The organism is Mameliella sp. CS4 (assembly GCF_019392335.1).
Classification (GTDB): Bacteria; Pseudomonadota; Alphaproteobacteria; order Rhodobacterales; family Rhodobacteraceae; genus Antarctobacter.
This window is the reverse complement of record NZ_JAHXRQ010000149.1, coordinates 1-274: the sequence shown is the minus strand read 5'-3', so window position 1 is coordinate 274 and position 274 is coordinate 1. Positions and strand designations below refer to the sequence as shown.

The window sequence follows — 274 nt, the reverse complement described above, 5'->3', positions numbered from 1 at the left end:
CCCCGCGGAGCGCCGCAGCTTCGCGCCCGCCGCGGCGCGCGCTATCTCCCGGGGGCGACCGTCTCTCGCCGCGGATGTCCCGATGCTGCGCCTCACCACCCTGACCGCCCTCGCCGGCGCGCTCCTCCTCGGGCCCGCCCCGGCCCGGGCGGCGGATGCCTGCGACGCCCTGGCCGCGCGGGTGATCCGCACCACCGGCGCCTCCCTGGCCGGCCGGGCCGGGCCCGTCGCGGTGTTCCGGGCGCAGGATGCCGAGCGGCTGAGCCTCGACTGC

Annotated in this window: 1 protein-coding gene; it reads left to right on the top strand. The window is 81.0% G+C overall.

Annotated features, from left to right (window positions below):
* Positions 1 to 82: 82 nt before the first annotated feature.
* Positions 83 to 274 (top strand): hypothetical protein (locus tag KZZ07_RS26915; protein WP_219520032.1); only part of this gene is annotated, 192 nt, incomplete at its 3' end.